Source organism: Bacillus sp. PAMC26543 (assembly GCF_014250375.1).
GTDB lineage: Bacteria > Bacillota > Bacilli > Bacillales > Bacillaceae > Bacillus > Bacillus halotolerans.
The window spans coordinates 3,326,334-3,351,752 of the sequence record NZ_CP060193.1 but is presented as its reverse complement, the minus strand read 5'-3'; the positions used below and the strand labels follow the sequence as shown (position 1 = coordinate 3,351,752).

The following is a 25,419-nucleotide window of genomic DNA, read 5'->3' as shown; positions in this document are numbered from 1 at the left end:
GTGAGTCAATTTCATTTTTCAACAATAGTGTCAAGGACGCACATCTTTAAACTGATGCCTATGATTCATTCCCTCCATGAGCATTGCGATGATTTTCATTTATATGTGCTGTGTGTTGATCAGAAGGCATATGAATTGCTACAGCACGTGCCATGGGAGCATGTCACCTTTGTGCAGCTTCATGAAATGGAAGATCCGGAGCTATTGGAAGCGAAAAGCAATAGAACGTTCCATGAGTATTGCTGGACACTGAAGCCCGCATTTTTGTTCCATGTCATGAGCCAGTGGGATGACGCCGAATATTATGCCCATATGGATACCGATCTGTTTTTCTTTTCTGATCCAGCGCGTATTTTTGCCGAAAATCCGGCGGCTTCACTGTATTTGACCGATCACCGCAACTCGCCGCGGTTCATGTCTTATTATGAGCGGACCGGGCGTTTTAACACAGGCTTTGTCGGCGCCCGGAATACGGAAGAAGCCTATAAAGCGGTGTGGCAGTGGAGACAGGATTGCATTGAATATTGCACGGTGGAAATGAATACGAAAAGAAAGACGTACGGCGATCAAAGGTATGTGGAGAAGTGGCCGGCGCAGTATCAGGGTGTGCATGTTGTCAAATCAACCGGAGCCAATACGGCGCTTTGGAATATAGAAAACTATAAGGTGACTCAAAAGGACGGCCGCGTTTATCTAGATGAAACGCCGCTGATTTTCTATCATTTCTCCGGATTCACATTGGTGACGGAGAACGAATTTAATCTTTGCTGGTATTACCGCATTGAAGACGAAGCGACAATTGAAATGATTTATATGCCGTATGTGTTAAACCTGAAAAGATGGATTGACGAAATACAGGCGGCATTTCCGGACTTTGCGGACGGCTTTATCCCGAAGCACGCGGTGCCGGACACTCATTTTATACAGCTTGATTAAAAAACCCCTGCCAGGCGGCAGGGGTTTTTTCAGCTATGCCATTCTCTCAGTTTCTGATCACTCGGCAAAAGAAACGCAAGGATGCCAAGAATCGGGAGAAACGCAATGGCAATCATGGTCGGGGTCAGTCCCGCAGCATCAATGAGAGCGCCAAGCGCCACAGCGCCGATTGCTCCCATACCGAAGGCGAGGCCGACGGTTAAACCGGACATCGTGCCGATCTTTCCGGGGACAAGCTCCTGTGCATACACAACCGTTACGGAAAAGCTCGACATGAGAACCAAGCCGATCAAAGCGAGTACGCCATAGGCCAGAACCGGTCCGGCAAATGGAAGCAGAATCGCCAGCGGCGCTGAGCACAGCAGCGAGCCGAGAATGACAACTCGTTTTCCAAAACGGTCTGCGAGCGGGCCGCCGAGAAAGGTTCCGACAGCGCCAAACAGCAAAAAGACGAAAATATAGCTCTGAGCCTGCTGAATGCTTACGTGATATGTATCCATCGCGTAAAACGTGTAAAAGTTGCCAATCGCACTCGTATACCAAGAACGCGCGAAAATCAAAAAGATAATAATAATAAGAGCGGTTATAACGGACTTGGTGACAGACGAGTTTTGTTCAGCGGCTTTCTTTTGGGTGCCCTGCTTCTGTGCAAGACTGCCGAGCCGAGCGGCGTACCATTTTGCAATATAAAGCAGAAACATAACGGCGAGCGCGGCTACAAGTGTAAACCAGACAGCACCGAATTGTCCGAGCGGAACAAGGATCAGCGCGGTAATCAGGGGCGCCATCGCTTGGCCTGAGTTTCCTCCGACCTGATAAATGGACTGGGCAAGCCCGCGTTTTGTGCCGGCGGCCATATAAGCCACACGGGAGCCTTCCGGATGAAAAATAGCGGAGCCTAATCCGATGAAAAACACACAGCACAAGATCGTCACAAATGACGGGGCAAATGCAAGGCCCAATATGCCGAGCATGCTGGCAGTCAGCCCGATCGGCAGGGCGTACGGCCGCGGCCGTTTATCCGTATACCAGCCGACGACAGGCTGCATGACGGATGACACCATGTTTAACGTAAAAGCGATGATGCCAAGCTGTGTGAATGTCAAACTCATGGAGCGTTCCAAAATCGGGAACATGGCCGGAATCACAGCCTGAAGCGAATCGTTGAGCATGTGGCAGATTCCGATGATAAACAAAATCGGATACACGGTGGTGCCGGGTTTTTGAACAGGTTTTTCCTTCAGCGGGGCGGCAATAGCCAAATGATTCTCCTCCTAACATATATCACCAGTGCATACCACCATATTATTCATAAGGTGAAGGATTTATCAAGGGAAAAAAGACGCCTTCTGGAAAGACGCAGCGCCCGCCGGCCAAAAAACATTAACAGTTGATGATTGTGTTTTCGATTTTCAGAATATGATATAGCTCTTCAAGCTTACGAATGTGATACGTTGGCACAACCTCTGTTTCAGTGAGATTCATGTCAGGGCTAAGCCAGCACGTATCAATTCCCGCGAGCTGTCCGCCTTTGATGTCCGCTGTCAGCGAATCGCCGATGATTAAGGTGTGCTCCGCTGAAAAATGGGGAATCCGTTCAAACACATAGTCGAAGTACTCTTTCATCGGCTTTTGAAAACCTGTGTCTTCAGAAACGAAAATGTCCTTGAAGAACGGAAATAATCCTGAATCTCTGAGACGCTTATACTGAGTACTGGAAACGCCGTTTGTCACGATATACAAATCAAAATGCTGTTCCAGTTTTGCGATGAGATCAAAAGCTCCGTCCATAAGCTGGTGCCCTTCTTCAAGAAAACGGCGATATTTCTGGTCTAGCAGCACTCTGTCTGCTTCATAGCCATACTCCTTGAACAAAGCGGAAAAGCGGGTGGTCATCACTTCATCGCGAGTCATGTTTCCGCCTTCAAAGGCTCTCCAGAGGCCTTGATTAATTGTTTGATAACGGGATTCCATTTCATCGGTAAGCGGAATGTTCTGGTCTTCAAACAGCAGGCGCAGCGCTAATATTTCTGCCGCTGTAAAATCCAAAATGGTATTATCTACATCAAATAATAAAGTGCGGTATGGTTTCAAGGCTTGTCTTCCTTTCTGTATGTATACTCAAAGTATAGCACACGCAAAAACGAAAAAAGCCGGCGGATTGGACGTTTGAAATGTCCGCACCGACGGCTTACAATTATTTGTTTAATAAGCTGTGTTTTTTTGCATAAAGGAAATAAACGAGCGAACCGACGGCGATCCAGATAACAAATGAAAGCCATGTGATGCCTGGAAGGCTGTACATAAACCAAAGGCATATTCCAGCGCTGATGATTGGCACAACCGGAACGAACGGCACCCTGAAGGAAGCTTTGATTTCCGGGTGTTTCTTTCTTAACACAATAACAGCGATCGAAATGACTGTAAATGCCGCAAGCGTTCCCATGTTCACAAGGTGCGCAAGTGTGCCGAGATTAATAAATCCTGCGATTCCCGCCGCGACGATTCCTGTCAGCCATGTGTTGCGGAACGGCGTTTTGAATGACGGATGAATCTTTGCGAACAATCCCGGCAAAAGACCGTCTCTGCTCATGGCAAAGGTTAAACGGACCTGGGCGTACAGCAATGCGAGCATCACTGTTGTGATTCCGATGATAGCGCCGACAGAAATAATTCCCGCAACCGCATCCTGGCCGACGAATTTAAGCGCAAAGGACACCGGATCACCGACATTTAATTTGGCATAAGGCATCATGCCTGTCAAAACAAGCGATACCGTGATGTACAAAATGGTGCAGACGGCCAGAGCTGAAATGATGCCGATCGGCATATTTTTTTGCGGATGCTTCACTTCTTCTGAAGCGTTGGAAACTGCGTCAAATCCGAGATACGCGAAGAAAACCGTTGCCGCGCTGACAATGACGCCTTTCATTCCAAACGGCATAAAAGGAGTCCAGTTATCCGGTTTGACATAACCGAAGCCGACAATAATGAACAATAAAATAATTCCGATTTTCATCAGCACTATCACGTTGTTGAAGCGTGTACTTTCTTTGACACCTCTGCTGACAATTGCAGTGATGATGAGAATAATGACCGCAGCCGGAAGGTTAAACACGGCGCCCGGCGAGCTTCCCGGAGCTCCTGTCAGAGCAGCCGGAATATGAAAGTTAAAGCCGGCGAGCAGCGATTGAAAGTATGAAGACCAGCCCGTGGCAACCGCCGACAGCGCAATGACATATTCAAGCATGAGATCCCATCCGATTAAAAAGGCGAGCAGCTCTCCAAGTGTGATATAGGAGTATGAGTACACGCTTCCTGAAATCGGAATCGAAGACGAAAACTCAGCATAACAGAAGGCGGCAAGCGCACAGGCGAGACCCGCTAAAATGAACGATAAGATCAGGGCAGGACCGGCACCGGTCGCGGCCACAGTTCCTGTAATAACGAAAATCCCAGTGCCGATGACACACCCGATACCGAGAAGTGTTAAATCAAATGCGCTTAAAGTACGGGCGAGGCTTTTTGACTGGCTCTGCGCATTTAATGTTTCAAGCGATTTTTTTCTAAATAATGAACTCATAAAAAGTTCCTCCTGGAAAATTCAAAATATTCTAATCATTATATACATTTCTCGTTGTATTATATTGTCGAAATTTGACGGCGTCAATCATATATTTTTCTGCTTTAAACGATAGAAGCTAAAAAGCGTTGGCGTATCATAATATAGTAATTTTTACAAACAGGATATTGAATTTTGCTGATGGTGAACCGATAGAAATGATAGATTGGCCATATTTTGATTTGCTGTTAAAAAGGAGATGCTGACCATGTTTCAATATGAAGAATTAAACAAACAATTTATTGGCGGAAAATGGCAGGAGGGCAGCAGCCCAAATGTATTGGAAAACAAAAATCCTTATACTCAAAAAACAATCACATCCTTTCAAAAAGCGACTGCTGATGATGTAGATGAAGCGTACCGGGCAGCGGCTTTGGCGAAGAAAAAATGGGATGCGGTCAACCCATTCGAGAAAAGAGCAATCTTAGAAAAAGCCGTAACGTATATCGAAGAGAATGAAGAAGCCATCATTTATTTGATTATGGAAGAGCTGGGCGGCACAAGGCTGAAAGCAGCTTTTGAAATCGGACTCGTGAAAAATATCATGAAAGAAGCGGCGACGTTCCCTGTCCGCATGGAAGGGAAAATTCTTCCTTCTACAATAGACGGCAAGGAAAACAGATTATATCGCGTGCCGGCAGGTGTTGTCGGTGTCATCAGTCCTTTTAACTTCCCATTCTTTTTATCTATGAAATCAGTAGCGCCGGCACTCGGAGCAGGCAATGGCGTCGTTTTGAAGCCGCACGAAGAAACACCGATTTGCGGCGGTACGCTGATTGCGAAGATTTTTGAAAGCGCGGGCGTTCCGGAAGGACTGCTGAATGTTGTTGTCACAGACATTGCAGAAATCGGTGACAGCTTTGTCGAACATCCGGTGCCGCGGATCATCTCATTTACAGGATCTACGAAAGTGGGGAGCTACATCGGCCAGCTCGCGATGAAGCACTTTAAAAAGCCGCTTCTTGAGCTTGGCGGAAACAGCGCCTTTATCGTGCTTGAAGATGCGGATATCGAATATGCAGTCAATGCGGCAGTGTTCAGCAGATTTACCCATCAAGGCCAGATTTGTATGTCAGCCAATCGCGTACTGGTTCACTCATCAATTTATGATCAATTCCTTGAGCTGTATCAGGCAAAAGTGGAATCGCTGAAAGTTGGCGACCCGATGGACCCTGATACGATTATCGGGCCTTTAATCAACAGCAGGCAGACTGACGGGTTAATGAAATCTGTTGAGAAAGCGATTGAAGAAGGGGCTGTTCCAGTGAAGCTTGGCGGATTTAACGGGACGATCGTGGAGCCGACCATCTTAAAAGACGTAAAACCGTTTATGAGCATTGCCAAGGAAGAGCTGTTCGGGCCAGTCGTCTCCTTCATGAAGTTTGATTCAGAAGACGAAGCGGTGGATATCGCGAATGATACCCCATTTGGCTTAAGCGGAGCCGTACATACCTCAAATCTTGAACGCGGCGTGGCTTTTGCGAAACGGATTGAAACAGGCATGATCCATGTTAATGACACGACGATTAATGATGAACCGAATGTGGCCTTCGGCGGTGAAAAGCAATCTGGCCTCGGCCGATTAAATGGCGAATGGAGCCTTGAAGAATTTACGACGCTGAAATGGATTTCGGTTCAGCACGAAAAACGAAGCTTCCCTTACTAATAAAAGGAGTGATTGGAATTGAGCATAAGAACGGAAAATGAAACAGCAGATCTTCTAGACGCATTTGTGAAAGTAGCCCCTTATTTAAACAGCCTGGTTCAGGATGATATTACAATCGGCATTTATGATACGGAGAAATTGCTGGTCAATATTCCGGCAAAAACCTTTTCCCTTAACGTAAAAGCCGGAGATCCGCTGCAGGAAGGGGATATCATCACAGACGCGATCCGCAGCAATCAGAAAAAAACGAGCATGGTGCCGAAGGAATTGTTCGGCTTTCCATTGATCGCACGCGCCATCCCGCTTCATGACCAGAACGGAAGAGTGATTGGGGGAGTGGGTCTCGGCACGAGTCTTGAGGAGTCCTCTAAGCTTCATGATGTAGCGGAAAGCTTATCGGCAGTTGTTGAACAAACGGCTGCGGCCATTTCCGATATTTCTGAATCAATTAACGGATTCTCATCGCAAATGTCGGGCATTTCCTCACAAGCGAAAAAGGTAAGCGAAAGCGCGGGAGAAATCGCTGATATTTCAGTAACCGTGAAAGGCATTTCTGACCAGAGCAATCTGCTCGGTTTAAATGCTGCGATTGAAGCCGCACGGGCAGGGGAGTCCGGAAAAGGATTTTCTGTCGTAGCGGATGAAATCAGAAAGCTTGCGACGCATTCGAAAGAAAATGTCGGCCAGATCGATCAGATCACGAAAAAAATCCACAGCCTGTTAAAAGGGCTAGAAGAATCGATTGAATCGATTAATCAGCATACTGACGGACAAGCCGCGGCTGTTGAACAGATTTCCGCCACGATGCAGGAGATCTCAGGCAGTGCGCAGCATCTCGCTAAAATGGCAGAAAAAGCGCTTGAAGAAGAGTAAGAGACTGGGGACAGAGTCCCCGGTCTTTTTTTCTGTCCGGTATTTCCATGAAATTTGTCTGCTCTTTTACTAGTTTTATTCCAGCGGCTGATTTAAAATGTACACATGAACTTACGTGAGGATTGATAGGAACCATGAGCATACTAAAAGCGGAGAACCTTTACAAAACATACGGAGATAAGACGTTATTTGACCATATCTCCTTTCATATTGAAGAGAATGAGAGAATCGGATTAATCGGGCCGAACGGCACCGGAAAATCAACGCTGCTGAAAGTGATTGCCGGTTTGGAGTCTGTTGAAGAAGGCGACATCGCCAAATCCGGCAGCGTGCATGTTGAATTTCTTCATCAGGACCCGCAGCTGCCTGCTGGACAAACTGTACTGGAGCATATTTATTCCGGTGAATCGGCTGTCATGAGAACGCTCCGTGAATATGAAAAGGCGCTCTATGAACTGGGAGAAGACCCGGAAGATGAAAAACGCCAGAAACACCTGCTGGCTGCGCAGGCGAAAATGGATGCAAACAATGCGTGGGATGCGAATACCTTGGCGAAAACGGTGTTATCGAAGCTGGGAGTAACTGACGTGACAAAGCCTGTCAACGAGCTCTCAGGCGGACAGAAAAAACGGGTGGCGATTGCGAAAAACTTAATCCAGCCCGCCGACCTCCTGATCTTAGACGAGCCGACGAACCATTTGGATAATGAAACGATTGAATGGCTTGAAGGGTATTTGGCGCAATATCCAGGTGCCGTCATGCTGGTGACGCACGACAGGTACTTCTTAAACCGCGTGACAAACCGCATTTATGAGCTTGAACGGGGCAGTCTCTATACCTACAAAGGCAACTATGAAGTCTTTTTGGAAAAGCGCGCGGAACGGGAAGCGCAGGCCGAGCAAAAAGAAACAAAGCGGCAAAATCTGCTGCGCCGTGAACTGGCCTGGCTCAGACGCGGAGCGAAAGCACGCTCCACAAAACAAAAGGCGAGAATCGGCAGGGTAGAGTCGCTTAAGGAGCAGAAAGGCCCTCAGTCAGCCGGCTCGCTCGACTTTGCGATCGGCTCCCACCGTCTTGGAAAGCAAGTAATCGAAGCGGAGAACGTGATGATCGCTTATGGAGGAAACGTGCTTGTCGATCGATTCAATGAACTGGTTATACCAGGTGAACGAATCGGGATCATCGGGCCGAACGGCATTGGAAAAACAACACTGTTAAACAGCCTTGCCGGACGAATCACTCCTGACGGCGGGCATATTACGATCGGCCAAACAGTAAGAATCGGCTACTATACCCAGGATCACAGTGAAATGAACGGTGAGCTGAAGGTGATTGAATACATGAAAGAAACAGCGGAAGTCGTGAAAACAGAGGACGGCGATATCGTCACCGCTGAACAAATGCTTGAGCGCTTTCTCTTCCCGCGCTCCATGCAGCAAACCTATATCCGCAAGCTGTCCGGCGGAGAAAAGCGGCGCTTATACTTGCTTCAGGTTCTGATGCAGGAGCCAAATGTGCTGTTTCTCGATGAGCCGACGAACGACTTGGATACAGAAACGTTAAGCGTGCTTGAGGATTATATTGAACAGTTCCCTGGCGTTGTCATCACCGTATCCCATGACCGCTACTTCCTTGACCGCGTCGTAGACCGTTTGATTGTATTTGAAGGAAATGGCGTGATTTCACGGTTCCAAGGCTCCTACAGCGACTATATGGAGCAGGCCAAAGCGAAAAAAACGGCTGAAAAACCCGCAACAGAAATCAAACCGGCTGAAGCGGAACCGAAGAAAAAACGGAAAAAGCTTTCTTACAAAGATCAGCTTGAATGGGACGGCATTGAAGATAAAATTGCCGAGCTTGAAGAAAAGCATGAACAGCTCGAAGCGGATATCGCCGCGGCGGGCAGTGATTTCGGGAAAATTCAAGAGCTGATGGCCGAGCAGGCAAAAACAGCGGAAGAGCTTGAGACAGCGATGGATCGCTGGACGGAATTGTCCCTCATGATAGAAGAGCTGGAAAGCTAGAAAAGTGCGGCCGCAGCAGGCCGCACTTTTTTTCACATAATGTACAAAAACGAAACGGCCAGCTTATGATAGGATGGAATTGTGTGTCAGCAGCACACGGAAAACTAACGGAGATGATGAAGTATGACATGGGCTATCGTGATGTTAATCCTCATGAGTCTGGTGAAAATCGTATTAACCTGCCTGCCAACAGGCGTCATAGAATGGCTGCTCAGCAAATTCGAGGTTCACGCCAAGCTGAACGACGAAGATGCTGTTCTCTCTCTAGATGGAAAACGCCTCGAGGGTGAAGAGAAAAGGCACATGATCGATCAATTTAACGAAGCTGTCTTCCTGGAGAAATATTATATTTACCCAGGCGACGAAGAGCGTTATTTATACCCTGAAAACGGCGGAACACCGCTCGTGATAGATACGAAAAAAGGCAAAAAAGATGTAAAGCTGTTTGTGTACAGCTACGATGACCATATCGATGTCGTGAAACAGTACAAGAAGAAGGTTATCGCGTATCGACTGCTTTCTGAAAGCATGCAAAAGCAGTCTTTGTCAGTGACAGGGAGCTTAGCTTAAAATAGGATAATGAAAGACGGGTGCTTTATGTACTCGTCTTTTTTATTATATTTCAAAACTTAACGTTTACGTTAAGGTATAAAAGGTGTATAATGATAACAGAAAAGGCGAAGGGGGATTTACCATGGAATGGATGAAGATTGATCAAGTTGCCAAAAGAAGCGGGCTGACAAAGCGGACCATTCGGTTTTATGAAGAAATCGGCTTGATTCCAGCGCCGAAACGGACGGAAGGAGGCGTTAGACTTTATTCAGAGGATGATATGGAAGAGCTTGAGAAAGTGATCAGCACAAAGGAAGTGCTTGGTTTTTCCCTTCAGGAGCTTCAGCATTTCATGGAAACCAGCCGCCAGCTTGAGTTAAACAAAGAGGGGTATTTGTTGTCACTGGATCCAAAGGAACGGAAAGAGAAGCTGGAGGAAATTCAGGAAACGCTGAATCACCAGCTGGATTTGATTGATGAAAAAATCCGCACATTCCAAAGCTTTAAAGAACGTCTGCACGGGATGAAAGACAAAGCGGAGCATGCCATTCAATCAATCGAATAAAACGTTTGGTAAACGCTATTTTTGTAGCGTTTCTTTTAATGGAATAAAGATGGAGGTCAGATCAAATGGACAATACAAAACAAGTGAATCAGAAGACAGGTTTGCTGAATCAGCCGAAAGCTGTATGGGCTGTCGCGTTTGCCTGTGTGATTTCCTTTATGGGAATCGGGCTGGTCGATCCTATTCTTCCGGCGATTGCCGCACAATTACATGCTTCACCTAGTGAAGTATCACTCTTATTTACAAGTTATTTGCTCGTTACCGGATTTATGATGTTTTTCTCAGGAGCCATTTCCAGCAGGATCGGTGCAAAATGGACGTTAATTCTCGGACTTATTTTTATTATTATCTTTGCAGCGCTTGGCGGAAGTTCAAGCTCAATTGCTCAGCTCGTCGGCTATCGCGGCGGCTGGGGACTAGGTAATGCGTTATTTATTTCAACAGCGCTTGCGGTCATTGTCGGCGTGTCTGTCGGCGGCAGCGCTCAAGCGATTATTTTGTATGAGGCGGCGCTCGGACTCGGTATTTCCGTCGGACCGCTTGCAGGCGGAGAGCTTGGAAGCATTTCATGGCGCGCGCCGTTCTTCGGGGTATCTGTCCTGATGTTTATTGCGTTAATCGCCATTTCCTTGATGCTGCCGACATTGCCTAAACCGGCGAAGCGCGTTGGGGTATTTGACGCCATGAAGGCACTCAAATATAAAGGCCTTTTGACAATGGCGGTATCGGCTTTCTTATACAACTTTGGATTTTTTATTTTGCTCGCTTATTCTCCGTTCGTTCTGGATTTAGATGAACACGGCCTTGGATATGTTTTCTTTGGCTGGGGACTTCTGCTGGCGATTACGTCAGTCTTTACGGCGCCGCTTGTGCACAAAGCGCTGGGTACAGTGCGTTCCTTGGTTGTTCTCTTTATCGCCTTTGCGGTCATTCTGATCATCATGGGCATCTGGACAGAGCATCAGGCGTTGATTATTACATGTATCGTTGTGGCCGGTGCTGTCCTTGGTATGGTCAACACGATCATGACAACAGCTGTCATGGGCTCTGCGCCGGTTGAACGTTCAATCGCTTCTTCAGCCTACAGCTCAGTCCGCTTCATCGGCGGCGCGATCGCTCCGTGGATTGCGGGAATGCTGTCAGAACACTTCACAGCAAGCGCGCCGTATACAGTTGGCGGAATTGTTGTTCTCGTCGGTATGCTTGTGCTTCTGCTGGGTCGTAAACATCTTGCCGGAATTAAGGCAGGACATTAATAAGGAAAGACACTGCTAAGGTGCAGTGTCTTTTTTTATTTGCTTAATCTTTCCCCTCATAATGGTATGATCGTATTTCCCGTCAGATAGCCATTTATCATTTTTTTAACCCCTTCTATTATGAAGTGAAATGGCATGCAAGGATATGTTTTTAGTCTCGATTGAATCGGCTCACCATTTGCAATCGGTTATAATCTAATCATAATGGAATCGACGCGAGAAAGGACATCCAGATGACACAATTTTACTATTTAGCTGCTAAAAACGCCTTTAGAAACCGGTTTTTTCAGTCAGCCCTCCGGCTACTCCCGGAAAGGGCATCCGCTCCGGTCAGGTATTAACGCGGCGGGCATTTATCTTGAGGAAGCCGAGAATGTGTCTGTGCATTTACGGTTGCCTTATCAAATAATAGTTCATGCTGAAGAGGGATCATTTGCCATGCATAAGGCAAAGCCTGACGCATATGACTTGAAGTGTTTACAGGCGCTCTATCAATACATACACAGCATCATGAAAAACAGCTTTTCTGTCGAGTGGTTCACCGCATGGGCTGATGAGGAAGACCTTGAACTGTCTGCCAAAAAAGAGCTGATACTTGATGAATTCATATCGCCATTGCAGCTCATTTTAAAAGACAGAGAGCTTTTGAGAATCGTTCAGAAAAAATGGCAGTAAAAAACCCGCCCTTCACCAGGCGGGTTTTTTCGTAACATTAAAGCACTTTCGTCGTCCAAGACTCGCAGTTCCATGTTTCTGTCGCGATGTCCATATAGAAATCAGGCTCGTGAGAAATAAGAAGAATGGAGCCTTTGTATTCTTTGAGGGCGCGCTTGAGCTCTTCCTTGGCGTCGACATCCAAGTGGTTTGTCGGCTCATCGAGCACCAGCAGGTTGGTTTCCGAATTGATCAGCTTGCATAATCTGACCTTCGCTTTTTCGCCTCCGCTTAATACGGAGACGCGGCTTTCGATATGTTTTGTCGTCAGTCCGCATTTTGCCAGAGCGGCGCGGATTTCATACTGCGTATACGAAGGGAATTCGCTCCAAACTTCTTCAATACACGTATTGTTGTTTGTTTCCTTGACCTCTTGCTCGAAATAGCCGGTAAAGAGGTGCTCGCCTCGTTCAACAGAGCCTTCGAGCGGCTGGATTTCGCCAAGCAGGCTTTTCAGCAATGTCGTTTTCCCGATCCCGTTGGCGCCGTAAAGGGCGATTTTTTGGCCGCGCTCCATACGGAGGTTCAGCGGACGTGAGAGCGGGGAATCGTAACCGATCACGAGATCCTTCGTTTCGAAAATCAGCTTTCCTGATGTTCTGGCCGGCTTGAAGTGGAATTCAGGCTTCGGTTTTTCCGCCGCCAGCTCGATTATATCCATCTTGTCGAGTTTCTTTTGGCGGGACATCGCCATGTTTCGCGTGCTGACCCGGGCTTTGTTGCGGGCAACGAAATCCTTCAGCTCCGCGACTTCCTGCTGCTGTTTTTTGTAGGCCGCTTCAAGCTGCTGTTTCTTCACCTCGTAAACTTCCATAAACTGATGGTAGTCGCCGACATAGCGTGTCAGCTCTTGATTTTCTACATGATAAATCAGGTTGATGACACTGTTTAAGAACGGAATGTCATGGGAAATCAAGATGAATGCATTCTCGTACTCCTGCAGGTAGCGTTTCAGCCATTCGATATGCTGCTCATCAAGGTAGTTGGTCGGCTCATCGAGAAGCAGGATTTCCGGTTTTTCCAGAAGCAGCTTGGCGAGAAGCACTTTGGTGCGCTGACCCCCGCTCAGATCAGTAACGTCACGGTCCAGTCCGATATCACTCAAGCCGAGGCCGCGGGCGATTTCTTCTACCTTGGAATCAATCACATAAAAATCATTGTTTGTCAGCGCGTCTTGAATCACACCGACGTCTTCAAGAAGCTTTTCAAGCTCGTCAGGATCAGCTTCACCCATTTTGTTATAAATCTCATTCATTTCTTCTTCCATTGCAAATAAGTAATGGAATGCGTCTTTCAGCACATCACGGATGGATTTTCCTTTTTCCAGCACGGTATGCTGATCCAGGTAGCCGACACGGACATTTTTTGACCATTCGACTTTTCCTTCATCAGGTTCAAGCTTTCCGGTAATAATATTCATGAAGGTCGATTTTCCTTCACCGTTTGCGCCGATCAGACCGACGTGCTCGCCTTTTAAAAGACGGAAAGATACATTATTAAAAATGGCCCGGTCACCGAAGCCGTGGCTTAAGTCCTTTACAGATAAAATACTCATGTTTACACCTCTATCGTTTATCGAACACGCTGTATGGCGTGTATTTCTCACCTTTTGATTATAAAGGAGGAAGACGATTGTTGAAAGGCATAGGAAAGAAAAAGAAAAATTGCGTTCCGCGCGCTGTTTTGAGATACTATGGAATAGATTTCAGGAATCGAGGAGAACAAAATGACGCAAACTTGGCCATTTTTACATAATGCACAATCATTTATCAAAGAAAATTGGAACGCTTCAGGCTTTGAAAAGCCGACTCCTGTGCAGGAGCAGGCGGCCCAACTCATCATGGAGGATAAGGATGTCATCGCAGAATCGCCGACAGGAACGGGTAAGACGCTTGCCTACGCACTGCCGGTATTGGAGCGCATCAAACCTGATCAGAAGCATCCGCAGGCGGTGATTTTAGCACCTTCACGTGAGCTGGTGATGCAGATTTTTCAGGTGATTCAGGACTGGAAAACGGGATCAGAATTACGCGCAGTTTCCTTAATCGGCGGAGCGAATGTGAAGAAGCAGGTCGAAAAGCTGAAAAAGAATCATCCGCATATTATCGTCGGGACGCCGGGCAGGGTGTTTGAGCTGATTCAAGCGAAAAAACTCAAGATGCATGAAGTAAAAACGATCGTACTTGATGAAACCGATCAGCTTGTCCTGCCGGAGCATCGTGAAACGATCAAGCAAATCATTAAAACGACATTAAGAGACCGCCAGCTTCTTTGTTTTTCAGCCACACTGAAGAAAGAAACAGAAGACGTGCTCCGCGACATGACGAAAGAGCCCGAGGTTTTGAAGGTAGAACGCAGCAAAGCGGAAGCGGGAAAAGTGAAGCATCAATACATCATCTGTGACCAGCGCGACAAAGTGAAGCTGCTGCAAAAGCTTTCAAGACTTCATGGCATGCAGGCGCTTGTGTTTGTGAGAGATATCGGTAACCTTAGTGTGTACGCGGAAAAGCTGGCGTACCATCATGTTGACCTTGGCATCCTTCACAGTGAGGCGAAAAAGATGGAGCGGGCGAAGATCATTAAAGCGTTTGAGCAGGGTGAGTTCCCGCTGCTTTTGGCAACTGACATTGCCGCGCGCGGTTTGGATATTGAAAACCTGCCATATGTGATCCACGCCGATATTCCTGATGAAGACAGCTATGTTCACAGATCAGGGCGAACAGGACGGGCTGGAAAAGAAGGGAACGTGCTGAGCCTTGTCACGCGTATGGAAGAATCAAAGCTGAAGAAAATGGCGAAGAAACTTGGCGTGGAGCTGAGTGAAGCTGTGTATGCCGGCGGAAAATTGAAGACGAAATAAAAAGGAGGGCGAAAAGCCCTTCTTTTTTGTTGTAAAATAATAGAAAAGATTTCGCGCGGGGGTGGGAAGATGGTTTCAATAGACAGATTTCAAGTAGTGAAGGAGCCAGAGCTGAAAATCCTTGAACACTGGTTTGAACATGAAGATACCAGGCGGAGAATGGATGGCATGCTGCCATTAGATGAGTGGTATGCACGAGTAAATAAAGATGAACAGGATACTGTCATCATGGCATATGATGGACAGCTGCCAGCAGGGATGGCCGTTATTGAGTTCGGGGAGGAGCGGACGTATATTGGATTGATCGTTAATCCTATGTACCGGCTTCAAGGGTACGGAAAACGGATATTGCAAAAACTGCTGACCGAACCTGATTTTACTAGCGTGCGGGAATGGGTGGCATGCATTGAAGAAGACAATCAAATCAGTTTAGCTTGCTTTCAAGCAGCAGGTTTCACTTTGGAGGATACGGAACCAGATGAAGATGGTTTTCTTACGCTGATTCTTCGTAGCTGACCTCATATAAACCCAAAAGGAGGGCAAAAAGCCCTCCCATTTTCATCTTCAGCTCGGATCACTGACTTTGATCAGCTGTTTTCCTTTATTTTCTCCTTTAAATAAGCCAAGAAATGCGTCCGGAATGTTTTCGAAGCCTTCAGTGATCGTTTCCTCATAATGAAGCTTTCCGTCTCTCAGCCATTCCGCCAGCTGTTTTGCGCCTTCAGGAAAACGGTCGGCGTAGTCGCTTACGATAAACCCTTGCATCAGCGCCTTCGTTTTGATCAGCTTGGATTGGACGCGAGGGCCCATGTCATCCGCTTCGTTTTCCGCGTTGTAGGAAGAAATGGCGCCGCACACAGGGATACGGGCAAACTCATTGAGGAGGTTCATGACCGCATCTGAAATCGGCCCGCCGACATTGTCAAAATACACATCGACACCGTTCGGACAAGCGTCAGCAAGCGCTTGTTGAATATCATCTGCGGTTTTGTAATTAATCGCTTCGTCAAATTGCAGTTCATTCTTTAAGTAGTCAATTTTGTCATCAGAGCCTGCGATACCGACGACGTGTGCTCCCTTAATTTTGGCGATCTGTCCGACAGTGGAACCGACAGCCCCTGCTGCTCCGGAGACAACCACGGTTTCGCCTTCTTTCGGGCGGCCGATGTCCAATAGGCCAAAATATGCCGTCAAACCGGTCATTCCTAAAATGCCGAGATACGCTGAAGCAGGGGCGAGACCTGTATCAATTTTTCGCACGGCGGACTCGCTGACAGCGGAATATTCCTGCCAGTTCAGGTTTCCGATTATGATTTCTCCTTGTTTGAGCTTATCTCCGTCTGACACGACTTCAGCAATGACACCGCCTGACAGCGCTTCGTCTAAGGCAAATGGCTCTACGTATGACTTCGTGTCTTGCATTCGTCCGCGCATGTAAGGATCGACTGACACATAGAGTGTTTTGACAAGCACCTCACCTTGCTTCGGCTCAGGAACGGGGATCGTTTCAAAGCGGAAATCTTCGTGAACGGGCACCCCTTGCGGACGTCTTGCTAATTGAATCTGCTGTTGAGCTGTTGTCATATTCATCCTCCTATCATTTGATTGACACCAATGTAACACGGACAAGTGATGAAATACAAAAAGTAAGCCGCATAAAAAAAGGAGAGGGCAGATTCCTCTCCTTTTTCATCACGTCCGTAATTTTGGGCATAGTCCCATCGGCAGGCACATCGGCTTCTGGTCGATCGGGCTTCTCATGATGCAGCATTCCAAGCCGAAGACTTCCCGGAAAAACGGCTGGGTAAAGACGTCTTCCGGCGTTCCGGCATTGTAGATTTTTCCGTCCAGTACGCTGATCAGATAGTCAGCATATTGAGCGGCTTGGTTTAAGTCGTGAAGCACCATGACAACTGTGCGTCCATGATCCCGGTTCAGCTTTTTCAGCAGCTCCAGCACCTCAATTTGGTGAGAGATGTCCAAGTAAGTGGTCGGTTCATCGAGCAAGAGCAAATCAGTGCCTTGTGCAAGCGCCATGGAAATCCAGGCTCTTTGTCTTTGACCGCCTGAAAGGGCATCAAGTGTCCGGTCCTTCAGCTCATTCATCCCGGTTGCGTCAAGCGCCCACTCTACCATATCATGATCCTCTTGTGTATGCTTGGATAACAGTTTTTTATGAGGATGTCTGCCGAAATAGCATAGTTCCTGTACCGTCAATCCTTCAGGCGCCTGAGGAGACTGAGGAAGAATCGCCAGCTTTTTAGCCACTTCTTTGGACGGCTGGCGATGAATATCTTTTCCTTCTAATAGGACCGTGCCGCTTTTTGGGGCCATCAGCCTGGCCAGCGATTTGAGGATTGTTGATTTTCCGCAGCCGTTGGCGCCGATGAGCACAGTGATTTTTCCTTCTTCAATCTTTAAATCGACTCCGTCAATAATCACTGTGCTGTCATATGAAAGAGTGAGCTGGTCTGCAGCCAGTTTTCCCATGGTATCCTCTCCCTACTGTTTCCTCGCTTCGAATTTCAATAAATATAAAAAATAAGGCGCGCCGATCACAGCTGTCAATATTCCGGCTGGTATCTCAACCGGAGGCATGATGCCGCGTCCTAATGTATCTGCGATTAGTAATATAATAGCACCGATTAATGCCGATGCAGGCAGTAAATATTTAGCTTTTTCTCCGGCAAGCCTTCTGGCGATATGCGGAGCAAGCAGCCCGATAAAACCGATTGATCCGACGACGGCTACACAGCTCCCCGCCAGTGCAACTGCGGTGAAAATCAGGATGAATCTCAGCCGGTTTGCGTTTTCGCCGAGACCCTGCGCTAGCTCATCTCCGAGTGACATCAGATCCAGCTTCGGAATGAGGATGCAGACAATCGGCAAAAGGACAAGCAGCCATGGCGCAAGGAGCTTGACTTCTTCCCAGTTTCTCCCCCAGAGGCTGCCTGTCAGCCAAATGAGCGCTGCATTAACGTCCCCCGGAAATTTGACCATCATATATTGCATGCCGGCGTGGCAGACCGCGCCTAAGGCAATGCCTGATAAAGCCAATGAAGAGGGCTGAATGCTTTTTTTGCGGGCTATCATTAATAATACTACAGCAATAATGGCTGCTCCGGCAAATGCGGAGAACGGCAGCACGTAGACCGGAGACTCAGGAAAAATGAGGATAACGGCCATGGCGGCCAGTCCGGACCCTTTTGAAATTCCGACAACGTCCGGAGACGCAAGGGGATTTCGGATGACACCCTGCAAAATGGCTCCGGCAGCGGCAAGCCCGGCGCCTGCCAGAATCGCCAGTATAATGCGGGGGAGCCGGTACTGCTGAATAATAAACTCGAAGGAATGATCCATCCCTAACAGATTCGTAACCACCGCATCAGGTGAAATATACAATGCCCCGAAGCCGATGCTGATCACGGACAGCACTAGCAAGATGACAGCCAATATAAGGATGGCCAGCAAGGGGCGTTTTTGTTTTCTGGTTGATTTCTTCATTTCAGATTTCGCCCTTTCCTTGCTAAATATAAGAAAAATGGTGTGCCGATAATGGCGGTGACAATGCCGACCGGGGATTCATAAGGGAATGCAATCCATCTGGCCAGGACATCTGCGTACACCAATAAGATGGCGCCGAACAGCGCTGAAAACGGCAGCACATACTTGTAATTTTCTCCGATCAGCTTGCGGACGATATGCGGGACGAGCAGCCCGACAAAGCCGATTGGGCCGGCAACCGCTACAGAAGCGCCGGATAGAATTAAAATGATAAAGCTGATCAGAATCCGCATGCCGTTCATGTTTTGCCCGAGTCCTTTTGCTGTTTCATCACCGAGACCGAGAACAGAAACGGGACCTGAAAACACAAGGGCAAGTCCAATGCCGATGACAGAAAACGGGGCAATGGTCATGACGTCCTGCCAATTGCTGCCGTCAATCGCACCCGTCATCCAATACAGCACATCCTCTCCCGACTCATTTAAAATAATAATCGCCTGTGTCATGGAGGACAGGAACAAATGCACCGCCATTCCTGACAGCGCCAGTTTGACAGGTGTCATTCCGCCGGAAGAGGCAATCATATACACAATTGCGCCGCCTGCCGCCGCACCTGCAAAAGCGAACACAACCGAAGAGTAGGACGACGCCGGCAGAATGACGAGAGAAGCAACGACAAACAGCGATGCACCCGCATTCACACCGAAAATTTGAGGTGAAGCCAGAGGATTTCTTGTCATGGCCTGCATCAGTGCCCCTGCTACAGCCAGGCTGGCGCCGACGAAAACGCCGATTAATGTGCGGGGGAGGCGAAGAGTAGAGATGATAAGCTGTTCTTTTGATCCGTCCCATACAAAAAGATATGTCAAAGCATCAATGATGCCGATGTCTGAGGCGCCTACTGAGAGATTCAGCCCAAGCCCGAAAATAAGGATGATCAGTGCAATGGTAAAAACCATCAATCTTGATGATGAGCGCCGTTTGGCTGAGTAATACAACAGTCTCACTTCCTTACTGCGTCTGTTTGCAAAAACGAAGAAGCAAGGATTCTCCTCGCTTCTCTTTTGTCCTACTTATTATACACTTTTTTAAGCACATCTTTGGCGCTTGTTTCACTGGACTTGATTCCTCTGAATCTTGTCCAAATGTCGCGGTCTGCATCGTAGATTTGTCCGTTTTTCACCGCTTTTAGGTTTTTCCAAAGCGGATTCTTTTTCCACTCATCTACGATTGTTTTACCCTCGTTGGCTGAAATAAACAAAATATCAGGATCGATTTTGCTTAACTGCTCGAGGCTGACCTCTTGATACGCGTTATCTGACTTCACGGCGTGCGTAAAGCCGAGCATGCTGAAGATTTCTCCGTCATAAGAAGATGACGTATGAAGCTGGAAGGAATCGGCTCTTGCCACGCCGAGAACGATGCTGCGGTCTTCATCTTTCGGAAGCTCCGCTTTCAGATCGTCAATGACCTTTGTATGGTCGGCAAGCTTTTCTTTTCCTTCTTTTTCTTTATTTAATGCTTTAGAAATGGTATTGAAGCTGTCGATTGTTTCATCATAAGTCGCTTCCCGGCTTTTCAATTCAATGGTCGGTGCAATTCGTTTCAGCTGTTTGTAAATGTTTTTATGGCGTTCAGCGTCAGCGATGATTAAATCAGGCTTCAAGGAGCTGATGACCTCAAGATTCGGTTCGCTTCGCGTGCCTACTGATGTATAATCAATCGAGCTGCCGACCAGCTTTTGAATCATGTCTTTTTTGTTGTCATCGGCGATGCCTACCGGCGTGATGCCGAGGTTGTAAACAGCATCCAGGAATGAAAGCTCAAGCACAACGACTTTTTTAGGTGTGCCGGTCACTGTTGTTTTCCCGTCTTCGTGCTGAATGACTCTTGAATCCTTAGATTTGCTTCCGGCTTTGCTGCCGCTGTTATCCTGACTTGATGAACAGCCGGATATAATGAAACAAGCGATTAATAAAACACTGATGATGGCAATAAACTTGTTAGGATAGGTGCGCATTGTTTTCTTCCTTTTTTCTGAATTTAATAATGAGAATCATTATCACAAATAAACACTATAATAGCATGGCTTCCTATGTCAATATTTTTTAAATAAAGAAACAGAAGCGGCTGCTTTATGTTTTTTTGATGTATGGGTCATATGGCACAAATAAATCGTACACAGCATCGCCGTGTCTGTGGGATAAAAACGAACTGGCGTTGGCTTTAGAGGCTTCAAGCATATCTCTGCTGACATGGGGAAGAAGAACGCTGAGATAGCCGGACAATTTTCTTTCGATTTCTTCAGAGAGCGCAAATTCAATGTCTCCGATATTCATGACAATAGAGAAAACAAAGTCAATATCGATGTGAAATGTTTCTTCGGCAAAGATGGCAAGCTGGTGAATGCCGGCTGAATAGCCGACACGCTGATGGAAGACCTGTTTTACTAAATCACTCACAACCCACGCATTGTATTGCTGTTCTGGTGAAAAGTATTGCATTGGACATACCTCCTGCTTGTACGGATAAAAATGGCGAATCATGTTCGGGCGCTCCGTGCAGCGGTTTTAGTTTTGACTATTCTGAAAATACTCTCGTTCTATCACTTTACCATGGTTAAAAATGAAATATCTACTACCATTCTTCCTGTTTTTGTGCCCAATGCTCTGGATGCTGTTTGATAGAAAACGGATCGGGTATGAATATAACATAGACATGATGAAGGAGGAATTGGATATGAAACCAGTTGTAAGAGAGTATACAAACGACGAACAGCTCATGAAGGATGTAGAAGAATTACAGCAAATGGGTGTCGCAAAAGAGGATGTATACGTCTTAGCTCACGACGATGACAGAACGGAACGACTGGCAGACAACACGAATGCCAACACGATCGGAGCCAAAGAAACAGGTTTCAAACATGCGGTAGGGAACATATTTAATAAAAAAGGAGACGAGCTTCGCAATAAAATCCACGAAATCGGTTTTTCAGAAGACGAAGCGGCTCAGTTTGAAAAACGGCTCGATGAAGGGAAAGTGCTTCTCTTTGTGACAGACAACGAAAAAGTAAAATCTTGGGCATAATGCAGGAATGTAGCCCCAAAAGGCGATTATCGTCCTTTTGGGGTTTTTTATATTTGCGGTTTTTGCGGTGTTTTTTTGCAGGATGCCGCAATAAAAAGCCGTACATTTTCGGTTATGGATCCCCATGAATTTGCTATTATGTTTTTTGTGAGAATATGGAACAAATTCTCACAAAATAGAAAATGGGGGTTCTTACTGAATGAAAAAAGTGATGTTAGCCACGGCTTTGTTATTAGGCTTGACTCCGGTTGGGGCGAACGCAGCGGATATGGGCCATCAGACGTTAGGGTCAAATGATGGCTGGGGAGCGTACTCGACCGGCACGACAGGCGGATCAAAAGCCTCGTCATCCCACGTGTATACAGTCAGCAACAGAAATCAGCTCGTTTCGGCTTTGGGCAAGGACACCAACACAACGCCAAAAATCATTTATATCAAGGGAACGATTGACATGAATGTCGATGACAATCTTAAACCGCTTGGTCTGAATGATTATAAAGATCCAGAGTACGATCTGAACAAATATTTGAAAGCCTATGACCCAAGCACATGGGGCAAAAAAGAGCCATCCGGAACACAGGAAGAGGCCAGAGCACGTTCACAGAAAAACCAAAAGGCACGCGTGATGGTGGATATCCCTGCAAATACGACGATCGTCGGTTCAGGGTCAAATGCTAAAGTTCTGGGCGGAAACTTCCAGATCAAGAGCGATAACGTTATTATCCGCAATATCGAATTCCAAGACGCATATGACTATTTCCCGCAATGGGACCCGACTGACGGAAGTTCAGGAAACTGGAACTCACAATATGACAACATCACAATAAACGGCGGTACACATGTATGGATCGATCACTGTACATTTAATGACGGTTCCCGTCCAGACAGCACCTCTCCAAAGTATTTTGGAAGAGAATATCAGCACCATGACGGCCAAACTGATGCCTCTAACGGCGCTAATTACATTACAATGTCTTATAACTTTTATCACGATCATGATAAAAGCTCCATTTTCGGATCAAGCGACAGCAAAACCTCCGATGACGGCAAATTAAAAATCACACTGCATCATAACCGCTACAAAAATATCGTTCAGCGCGCACCGAGAGTCCGTTTTGGACAGGTACACGTTTACAACAACTATTATGAAGGCAATAAAAACTCATCAGATTATGCCTTTAGCTATGCATGGGGAATCGGAAAATCATCAAAAATTTATGCACAAAACAATGCCATTGACGTTCCGGGATTGACTGCTGCTAAAACGATCAGCGTATTCAGCGGGGGAACGGCTTTATATGATTCCGGCACATTGCTGAACGGTACGCAGATCAACGCATCGGCTGCAAACGGGCTGAGCTCTTCTGTTGGATGGACACCATCTCTGCACGGATCAATTGATGCTTCCGCGAATGTGAAGTCAAATGTTATATCTCAAGCGGGCGCGGGTAAACTAAATTAAGAAATGAAAAAAAACACAAAGGGCTGCTCACCTTTGTGTTTTTTAATTAATTAAAATGTTTATTAACTTAGTTAAGGAGTAGAATGAAAAAGGGGATCGGAAAACAAGTATATAGGAGGAGACCTATTTATGGCTTCAGAAAAAGACGCAGGAAAACAGTCAGCAGTAAAGCTTGTTCCATTGCTTATTACTGTCGCTGTGGGACTAATCATCTGGTTTATTCCCGCTCCGTCCGGACTTGAACCTAAAGCATGGCATTTGTTTGCGATTTTCGTCGCGACAATTATCGGCTTTATCTCCAAGCCCTTGCCAATGGGTGCAATTGCAATTTTTGCATTGGCGGTTACTGCATTAACTGGAACATTATCAATTGAGGATACATTAAGCGGATTCGGGAATAAGACCATCTGGCTTATCGTCATCGCATTCTTTATTTCCCGGGGATTTATCAAAACCGGGCTAGGTGCGAGAATTTCGTATGTATTCGTTCAGAAATTCGGGAAGAAAACCCTTGGACTTTCTTATTCACTGCTGTTCAGTGATTTAATATTATCACCTGCTATTCCAAGTAATACGGCGCGTGCAGGAGGCATTATATTTCCTATTATCAGATCATTATCCGAAACATTCGGATCAAGCCCGGCAGATGGAACAGAAAGAAAAATCGGTGCTTTCTTATTAAAAACCGGTTTTCAGGGAAACTTGATTACATCTGCTATGTTCCTGACGGCGATGGCGGCAAACCCGCTGATTGCCAAGCTGGCCCATGATGTCGCAGGGGTGGACTTAACATGGACAAGCTGGGCAATTGCCGCGATTGTTCCGGGACTTGTGAGCTTAATCATCACACCGCTTGTGATTTACAAGCTGTATCCGCCGGAAATTAAAGAAACACCGGACGCAGCGAAAATCGCAACCGAAAAACTGAAAGAAATGGGGCCATTTAAAAAATCAGAGCTTTCCATGGTTATTGTGTTTCTTTTAGTGCTTGCTCTTTGGATTTTTGGCGGCAGCTTCAACATCGACGCAACCACAACCGCACTGATCGGATTGTCAGTTCTTTTATTATCACAGGTTCTGACTTGGGATGATATCAAGAAAGAACAGGGCGCTTGGGATACGCTCACTTGGTTTGCGGCGCTCGTTATGCTGGCCAACTTCCTGAATGAATTAGGCATGGTTTCTTGGTTCAGCAACGCCATGAAATCATCTGTATCAGGATTCTCTTGGATTGTGGCATTTTTAATTTTAATTGTTGTGTATTATTACTCTCACTACTTCTTTGCAAGTGCGACGGCCCACATCAGTGCGATGTATTCAGCATTTTTGGCTGTTATTGTGGCAGCGGGCGCACCGCCGCTTTTAGCAGCGCTGAGCCTCGCATTCTTCAGCAATCTGTTCGGGTCAACAACCCACTACGGTTCTGGAGCGGCTCCGGTCTTCTTCGGAGCAGGCTACATTTCGCAAGGCAAATGGTGGTCTATCGGATTTATCCTGTCGATCGTTCATATTGTCACATGGCTTGTGATCGGCGGATTATGGTGGAAATTATTAGGGATATGGTAGAAAAAAAAGGCAGACGCGGTCTGCCTTTTTTTATGTTTGATCATATTACTTCACGGCGTGAGTAACAGATGATGAATGGCAGGTGATTGCTTAACCTAGGGAGACATGTCCGGCGTACTTTCAGTATATCTAGCTTAGATGCGGCAATTCGTGTTTTTCATGCAGCAGGTTTTCCACAAATACAGGGAAAAAAGGTGATGCAGGGACAATCACCTTTTTTTATTTTGGTTAGTCACCTTACAGACCGATGATGATTTTCCTGCATATAATAGCTGGAATTAATCAAAGAGGGCGGGGAATGAAGTTGAGTGAATAATGTGATTGTAAATGGAGGTTTTGAAACCGGCAATCTGACGGGGTGGGCTTTTGCAAATACGGCCATTATTAATACTTTTGCCCATTCTGGAAGCTATTCCGCACAGTTTATCAGCAGCCAGCCTTATGCTTTTTTAGGGCAGATCGTGCCTGTCGTTTCTGGACAATCTCTTATATTCACTGTTTCGCTTGGGAAAACGGGGAACAATCCAAGTCCTCAAGTCACTATACAAATTCTATTTGTTAACAGTGAAGGAGAACAGATTGAAGGCGGACAGGAAATGATCATTGCTGTCGGAAAGTTGCCAAATGTGTCATTTAATACATGGAATGAAATATATAGAACAATTGAAACCCCTGCTGAAGCAGTAAACGCAGTAGTGGTAATAAGTAAAGCTACTTTTGGGTCTGTTCTAA

General features: G+C 46.6%; 23 protein-coding genes and 1 pseudogene. 14 read left to right on the top strand and 10 right to left on the bottom strand.

The window, feature by feature from the left end; all coding sequences use genetic code 11:
• Nucleotides 1-936 (top strand): glycosyltransferase family protein, encoded by a 936-nt coding sequence (locus H7F27_RS16950; protein WP_101860623.1) that lies wholly within the window; start codon nt 1-3, stop codon nt 934-936.
• A 29-nt stretch (nt 937-965) separates the two neighbouring features.
• Here H7F27_RS16950 and H7F27_RS16945 read toward each other — a convergent pair whose 3' ends face one another.
• The 3 genes from H7F27_RS16945 to H7F27_RS16935 all read right to left on the bottom strand — a co-directional run bounded on the left by H7F27_RS16945 (nt 966) and on the right by H7F27_RS16935 (nt 4,519).
• Entirely contained in the window at nt 966-2,198 is a 1,233-nt protein-coding gene (locus H7F27_RS16945; protein WP_059293863.1) for an MFS transporter, read from the bottom strand.
• A gap of 121 nt (nt 2,199-2,319) precedes the next feature.
• Nucleotides 2,320-3,030 carry a YjjG family noncanonical pyrimidine nucleotidase gene (locus tag H7F27_RS16940; RefSeq protein WP_024120532.1) on the bottom strand — a complete coding sequence of 237 codons (711 nt, stop codon included), beginning with the start codon at nt 3,028-3,030 and terminating at the stop codon, nt 2,320-2,322.
• A gap of 103 nt (nt 3,031-3,133) precedes the next feature.
• The gene (locus tag H7F27_RS16935; protein WP_103672165.1) at nt 3,134-4,519 is read right to left on the bottom strand and encodes a branched-chain amino acid transporter BcaP; all 1,386 of its coding nucleotides are present in this window, start codon (nt 4,517-4,519) and stop codon (nt 3,134-3,136) included.
• Between the two features lie 247 nt (nt 4,520-4,766).
• On the opposite strand from H7F27_RS16935, the gene yfmT reads away from it, so the two are divergent.
• The 7 genes from yfmT to H7F27_RS16900 all read left to right on the top strand — a co-directional run bounded on the left by yfmT (nt 4,767) and on the right by H7F27_RS16900 (nt 12,169).
• Nucleotides 4,767-6,224 (top strand): benzaldehyde dehydrogenase, encoded by a 1,458-nt coding sequence (yfmT, locus tag H7F27_RS16930; protein WP_024120534.1) that lies wholly within the window; start codon nt 4,767-4,769, stop codon nt 6,222-6,224.
• Nucleotides 6,225-6,476: 252 nt separating this feature from the next.
• Nucleotides 6,477-7,097: a methyl-accepting chemotaxis protein gene (locus tag H7F27_RS16925; protein ID WP_369810965.1), complete on the top strand. Its 621-nt coding sequence runs from the start codon at nt 6,477-6,479 to the stop codon at nt 7,095-7,097.
• Between the two features lie 134 nt (nt 7,098-7,231).
• Complete coding sequence (locus tag H7F27_RS16920; protein WP_185848186.1) at nt 7,232-9,121, top strand: ABC-F family ATP-binding cassette domain-containing protein; 1,890 nt, start codon at nt 7,232-7,234, stop codon at nt 9,119-9,121.
• Nucleotides 9,122-9,244: 123 nt separating this feature from the next.
• Nucleotides 9,245-9,691: a YfmQ family protein gene (locus tag H7F27_RS16915; protein WP_044163571.1), complete on the top strand. Its 447-nt coding sequence runs from the start codon at nt 9,245-9,247 to the stop codon at nt 9,689-9,691.
• A 124-nt stretch (nt 9,692-9,815) separates the two neighbouring features.
• Nucleotides 9,816-10,238, top strand: coding sequence for a MerR family transcriptional regulator (locus H7F27_RS16910; RefSeq protein WP_024120538.1), 423 nt, complete (start codon nt 9,816-9,818; stop codon nt 10,236-10,238).
• Nucleotides 10,239-10,303: 65 nt separating this feature from the next.
• Nucleotides 10,304-11,494, top strand: coding sequence for an MFS transporter (locus H7F27_RS16905; protein WP_101860595.1), 1,191 nt, complete (start codon nt 10,304-10,306; stop codon nt 11,492-11,494).
• A gap of 438 nt (nt 11,495-11,932) precedes the next feature.
• Entirely contained in the window at nt 11,933-12,169 is a 237-nt protein-coding gene (locus tag H7F27_RS16900; protein ID WP_260627282.1) for a hypothetical protein, read from the top strand.
• A 37-nt stretch (nt 12,170-12,206) separates the two neighbouring features.
• Here the strand turns inward: H7F27_RS16900 and H7F27_RS16895 are convergent, their stop codons facing one another.
• On the bottom strand, nt 12,207-13,763 hold the full coding sequence (locus H7F27_RS16895) for an ABC-F family ATP-binding cassette domain-containing protein (RefSeq protein ID WP_101860594.1): 1,557 nt from the start codon (nt 13,761-13,763) through the stop codon (nt 12,207-12,209).
• Between the two features lie 171 nt (nt 13,764-13,934).
• Between H7F27_RS16895 and H7F27_RS16890 the strand changes: the two genes are divergently transcribed.
• The gene (locus H7F27_RS16890; RefSeq protein WP_185848185.1) at nt 13,935-15,068 is read left to right on the top strand and encodes a DEAD/DEAH box helicase; all 1,134 of its coding nucleotides are present in this window, start codon (nt 13,935-13,937) and stop codon (nt 15,066-15,068) included.
• Between the two features lie 69 nt (nt 15,069-15,137).
• Nucleotides 15,138-15,584 carry a GNAT family N-acetyltransferase gene (locus H7F27_RS16885; RefSeq protein ID WP_010333350.1) on the top strand — a complete coding sequence of 149 codons (447 nt, stop codon included), beginning with the start codon at nt 15,138-15,140 and terminating at the stop codon, nt 15,582-15,584.
• A 48-nt stretch (nt 15,585-15,632) separates the two neighbouring features.
• On the opposite strand, the gene H7F27_RS16880 is transcribed toward H7F27_RS16885, so the two are convergent.
• From H7F27_RS16880 to H7F27_RS16855, 6 genes are all read right to left on the bottom strand, one after another.
• Nucleotides 15,633-16,652 carry an NADP-dependent oxidoreductase gene (locus tag H7F27_RS16880; RefSeq protein WP_185848184.1) on the bottom strand — a complete coding sequence of 340 codons (1,020 nt, stop codon included), beginning with the start codon at nt 16,650-16,652 and terminating at the stop codon, nt 15,633-15,635.
• Between the two features lie 108 nt (nt 16,653-16,760).
• A complete protein-coding gene (gene yfmF / locus H7F27_RS16875; protein ID WP_010333352.1) occupies nt 16,761-17,558 on the bottom strand; it encodes a Fe(3+)-citrate ABC transporter ATP-binding protein YfmF in 798 nt (265 codons plus the stop codon).
• Between the two features lie 12 nt (nt 17,559-17,570).
• A complete protein-coding gene (gene yfmE, locus H7F27_RS16870) occupies nt 17,571-18,572 on the bottom strand; it encodes a Fe(3+)-citrate ABC transporter permease YfmE (RefSeq protein ID WP_101860588.1) in 1,002 nt (333 codons plus the stop codon).
• Nucleotides 18,569-19,570 (bottom strand): Fe(3+) dicitrate ABC transporter permease FecD, encoded by a 1,002-nt coding sequence (gene fecD, locus H7F27_RS16865; RefSeq protein ID WP_101860587.1) that lies wholly within the window; start codon nt 19,568-19,570, stop codon nt 18,569-18,571. Before fecD ends, yfmE begins: the two co-directional genes overlap by 4 nt.
• 71 nt (nt 19,571-19,641) lie before the next feature.
• On the bottom strand, nt 19,642-20,592 hold the full coding sequence (locus tag H7F27_RS16860) for a Fe(3+)-citrate ABC transporter substrate-binding protein YfmC (protein ID WP_101860586.1): 951 nt from the start codon (nt 20,590-20,592) through the stop codon (nt 19,642-19,644).
• A gap of 115 nt (nt 20,593-20,707) precedes the next feature.
• A complete protein-coding gene (locus tag H7F27_RS16855) occupies nt 20,708-21,076 on the bottom strand; it encodes a DUF3212 family protein (protein ID WP_024120548.1) in 369 nt (122 codons plus the stop codon).
• Nucleotides 21,077-21,311: 235 nt separating this feature from the next.
• Here H7F27_RS16855 and H7F27_RS16850 point away from each other — a divergent pair, with 235 nt between their 5' ends.
• The 4 genes and pseudogenes from H7F27_RS16850 to H7F27_RS20945 form a co-directional block, all read left to right on the top strand.
• A complete protein-coding gene (locus H7F27_RS16850; protein ID WP_024120550.1) occupies nt 21,312-21,659 on the top strand; it encodes a YflT domain-containing protein in 348 nt (115 codons plus the stop codon).
• Nucleotides 21,660-21,858: 199 nt separating this feature from the next.
• Nucleotides 21,859-23,121, top strand: coding sequence for a pectate lyase (locus tag H7F27_RS16845; protein WP_024120551.1), 1,263 nt, complete (start codon nt 21,859-21,861; stop codon nt 23,119-23,121).
• 129 nt (nt 23,122-23,250) lie between these two features.
• The gene (locus H7F27_RS16840) at nt 23,251-24,687 is read left to right on the top strand and encodes an anion permease (protein ID WP_024120552.1); all 1,437 of its coding nucleotides are present in this window, start codon (nt 23,251-23,253) and stop codon (nt 24,685-24,687) included.
• Between the two features lie 308 nt (nt 24,688-24,995).
• A pseudogene (locus tag H7F27_RS20945) lies at nt 24,996-25,382 on the top strand (NTTRR-F1 domain); the annotation flags it as partial.
• Nucleotides 25,383-25,419 lie beyond the last annotated feature (37 nt).